This window comes from Clostridium sp. UBA6640 (assembly GCF_002455975.1).
Taxonomy (GTDB): Bacteria; Bacillota; Clostridia; order Clostridiales; family Clostridiaceae; genus Clostridium_J.
The window spans coordinates 1-4,754 of the sequence record NZ_DKLM01000047.1 but is presented as its reverse complement, the minus strand read 5'-3'; the positions used below and the strand labels follow the sequence as shown (position 1 = coordinate 4,754).

The following is a 4,754-nucleotide window of genomic DNA, read 5'->3' as shown; positions in this document are numbered from 1 at the left end:
AACTAAAATTCATTTTAAGAAAACTCCAAAGGCTTTGGTCGTGGAGTTTTAACCATAATTCTTCATCTTTCATTCTTAATTTTTCATTCATAGAAAAGAATTTTCATTGTGGAACCCTATAACTACTCTATCTTATATCTATAACTTTAAAGACTTCTTTTACAGTTATCGCCAATTTAACTTGCTTATTTTCTCCTTCAACCGTTCCGGTGAAATTATAGTTTCCAAGAGTATTTGAGTTTATATAGGTATTATCCCAATTTACTTTAAAATCTTTTGTTGTCCCATCACTCATAATTCCTTGTACTGTAGTAGGAAACGTATATTTATCTCCTCTTCCTATTACATCAGTTAAATCATTAACCTTTTCTAAGTATGGAACTACCTTAACATTCAACACAACACGCTTGTCCATTGCTAATCCTTCATAGCTCTTAATTCCAACTACAGAAGTATCTGCAATACTGTTTGTCCACTTAACCGTAACTTCTTTTTTTCTACCATCCTCTAAAGTCGCAATTACAGTTTTAGGCAATTCAAATGTAGACTTATGTTTTGCTTCTACAGTTTGAGTATCTATGTGACTAATATTAGCATATCCCATATCTGTCTTCAGTTGTTGAAGAACATTATCTCCAACTATACTTGAACCTCCTAAAGCATATATTTCTTTAGCCATCTGAAGCTTAGCATGTTCTAGTGTAGACTTTTCAATAACGCTATTATTAGTTAGTATCAAAGGTGAATTGGTTTGTGCTGCTAGTGCACTTCCTGCTAATGCATCAGGATAATTCATCCCTGTTGCTACATAAGTTTTATCATAATTAAGCTTAGATGCGAAATATTTTAATATTTCAACATTTGTTTCATATCTGTTAGCACCTGAAATTCTTTTAGGATTTTTAAATTCATTCATAACAGAGTTACTTATAACTCCTTCTCCACCAACTATATAACTGATTGGAATATTTTTATCTTTAATAAGTCCTTGAACTTTTTCATCCATTTCATTGGTTTTTGTTAAAAGTATAGGCATAGAAAGCCCTGCTGCTAATGGTGCTATAGATAATGCATCTGAGTAATTTAATCCATAAGCTACCGCAACACCATTTTCAACACCTAATATCTTAGCCACATTAACTGCTGTGTCATATCTATTCTCACCTTTAATTCTTTCAACGTTTTTAACTACAGATTTTAATTCTTCTTCTACTTTATCTGTAATAACACCATTTCCTCCAACGATTATTATCTTATTTGCATTTAATCTCTTAATCTCTTCTAAAACATTTATTGGAACTTCATTGGTTTTTGTTAAAAGTATTGGAGCATTATATTTCTTAGCTAAAGGCGTGGCACTAAGAGCATCAGGATAATCTGCGCCAGTAACTAATACTATGGTATTTGAACCATTAACCCATCCATTTTTAGAAATAGCTATAGCTGTATCATATCTATCCCCTTTATTGTCTGATGGTAATCTATTAGTAATTACTGAAGTAGCTTTTCCTTCAATATTATTGGCATAAGCACTAACCCCATTTAATAAAGTAGTGGATATTAGCGTCCCTATAGTTAAAGCAGCCAGAACTTTAACTCTTCTATTATTAACCATCTAATCATCTCCTTCTAAGTTTACCCTCTATAATTTATATAATATTACATAAACACAAAAAATCCTTTATTTTTCCTTAATTTTATTTTATTTCATTAAATTTTCATGATTATTATTAATCTCATATGAATAATATCGATAAACTATCTTAAAAATTAATGTATGTCTGAATATAAGTTACAGTTTGATATATTAATTCACAACTTAGATTAGTGCACAATTCACAATTCACAATTCACAGTTAAGGAAGAAATTATTTTTTTAGAAAAAATAATTTCCTAAAACATATTTTGACTAGCAATGTAATTGCTAATTATTCATGAAAAGTTACCTTGTAACTTCAAGAAATAATCAATTATAAATTTCTCAGTGATAACTGAGAAATATCCACAACTGTGAATTTTGCATTGTGNNATTGTGAATTCAATAGCTTCAGCTATGATACAAAAAAATACTTATTATTTTCATATATATATTAAATTTGGAGCTGTCATATCCGTGTTGCAGGCATTATCCCATTTCCTGCAAACTAATAAATTTCCATAAATTCAAAAAAGGTATTGTTTAAAACAATACCTTTAAAAATTCAATTAATTTCTTTTCTATTTGTGATTCATGCTATATGCATCTATTTCGCTGTTCGCAACATCTACAGCATCTGCAACATTTACAGCATCTAGGCTCACAGCATCTACGCTCACAACATTCATGCTGCTTACGGCACTCACAACATTCACAATGTCTACGGCACTCGCAGCATTCACGATGTCTACGGCACTCACAGCACTCACGGCATTCACAACAACAAATGTGATTGTGTCTATGATTATTACACATAACTACTCCCCCGTTATTTTAATTTTTTTAAACTACTTAAATAACTAATTAAAAATGTGTAGAATATCTTGCACCAAGGAGGCTTGTACAGTCAATAGATCAATATCATCATATTCTGATCATAAAGTATGCACAAACTAAACTAGCATATTAACTAGTTATTTTGAAGCATCTTATATACAATTATTCAATAATATCCTTGAAACTTTATATGATAGCTATCTACAGAAAATTTCTTCTTTTAAATATATTTATCATAAATAGCTTAATTTTATATTTTAAATTTATTTTAATCCTCGCTATATATTATGATATAAATATAGAAATGTTACTTTTAAAAAATAATTAAAGTACTATTAAAGTTTTTATTAAATTTATTTCATTATAATAACCGTTATATTTCTCTTAGTTTTACAAATAGCTACTTCTCAAAGATTAAAAATAAATTAATTAAATAAGGTATTGGCTTTAGCCAATACCTTAAAAGGATCAATTTATAGCCTATCCAACTATTTTATAGACTATAGTTATTTGCTTTTTAAATTATGACAACAATATCAGCTTTACCAGTATCACAAATCAATATTTCATAAGCAATATTTATATTCTCTGATACTACATAAAGAAACATTTCTAACCTTTAAAATATATTTCTAAGGAAATAGTTTCTCTCAAAGAGATATTCAACTGTATCTTAATTCTAGAACCTGTATATAGTCTTATAACATAAATACAGGGGTTATCATGATATAATCCTATTTTAGGAGGAACCTTTAGAAATAGCTAGCCAGTATATTAACTTATTGTGCGTAATACTAAGCCAACATAATTTGTTCATACCCCTACCATGAACTATTATGTTTTCTTATCTCACACAAAATATCCATATCATCTGGAACTAGTTATTTTTAATACCTAAATTTAGCTTCTCAATGATTTTTACTCATTCTATACTGATTCTACCAATCTATTCTTTTGTATTTTATATTTATTAATAATATGATTTATTATAATTTCATCTTAATTACTACTAGTATATTTTTATACATAGGTATACTTCCATCTATATCAAATCTGTTATTTATTCATCTCAGGTATCTAAAAATTCACCAACTAATCTGTTAGTAGCGTATTTTATTTCAGATATCCTATTATCTATAATTAACTAAAATAAATCTATATATATTTGCAATTACTATTGAAACCTTCCTCGTTCCACATCAAATAATCTAATCATTTTTTTATGAATCTAGTCTACTATATTAATAACATAATTAATATCTAAACTATATCCTCTATATATACTATGATTTAAATATATAAATGTTACTTTTTAATCCTTTAAATATAATATATTGCTAATTGAAGAAAGGAATAGCCACTTTAATGGTACTAGTGGAATTTTGCGCAAGTCATATAGTTCAATATGCGAGTAGCACAGCCAGTGATAAACACTTATAAGAATAAAGCAAACCACCCGTTTTACGGGTGGTCCTGATTATCCTTACTAACTTAGTATTTTCTGAATTGTTAAAGTTGCTGCGAAAGCATTTGCATCTACGTTTCCTATGATTAGAGTTTCTATATTGATATTTTTTAATTCTACTACACTTGGTGCTGATATCCGGAATATTGTAGTTCCAGCAACAGAAGCTCCATTTTGATTTGAAGCAGTTGCTCCAACAAGTATTCCATTTACATATAGTCCAGTTACTGGTCTACTTGATGATACATTTATAATATTCCAGCTTGCAAAGTAAGTTCCTGGTTCAAATATAGTAATTACTGAGTCTGGTAATGATATTGCCATACCTTGAGAAATTATTAAATCTTCATTGAATATTATATTATTATTTGGTGCAATACTTTCAGTAGTTGAAGGTAAATTAGCAACCACTGCAATATACGCTCCTGTTGGTGCCGCACCTGTTGCCCCTGTCGCTCCTGTTGCTCCTGTTGGACCTGCTGGTCCTTGTATTCCTTGTGGTCCTTGTGGTCCTTGTGGACCTGTTGCTCCTGTTGCTCCTGTTATTCCTTGTGGTCCTTGTGGTCCCATTGGCCCTGCTGGTCCTGCTACTCCCTGTGGTCCTACTGGTCCTACTGGTCCTGCTGGTCCTTGTAATCCTTGTGGTCCTGTTACACCTTGTGGTCCTTGTGGTCCTATTGGCCCTTGTGGTCCTTGTGGTCCTGTTGCTCCTCTCGCACCTGCTGGTCCCTGTGATCCTGTTGGGCCTACTGGTCCTTGTGGTCCCATTGGTCCAACTGGTCCTTGTTGTCCTGTTGCTCCTTGTGGTCCTGCTGG

2 protein-coding genes are annotated in these 4,754 nt (G+C 30.9%); both read right to left on the bottom strand.

From position 1 onward, the window contains the following. Positions 1-127 precede the first annotated feature (127 nt). Positions 128-1,615, bottom strand: a complete 1,488-nt coding sequence (locus tag B2W91_RS04825) for a cell wall-binding repeat-containing protein (RefSeq protein WP_291579147.1) — start codon at positions 1,613-1,615, stop codon at positions 128-130. A 2,344-nt stretch (positions 1,616-3,959) separates the two neighbouring features. Next, positions 3,960-4,754 (bottom strand): collagen-like protein (locus tag B2W91_RS04820; protein WP_291579146.1); only part of this gene is annotated, 795 nt, incomplete at its 5' end.

Excerpts from the sequence above, each read along its gene's own strand:
- B2W91_RS04825 (WP_291579147.1), bottom strand. The coding sequence starts at position 1,615 with ATGGTTAATAATAGAAGAGTTAAAGTTCTGGCTGCTTTAACTATAGGG.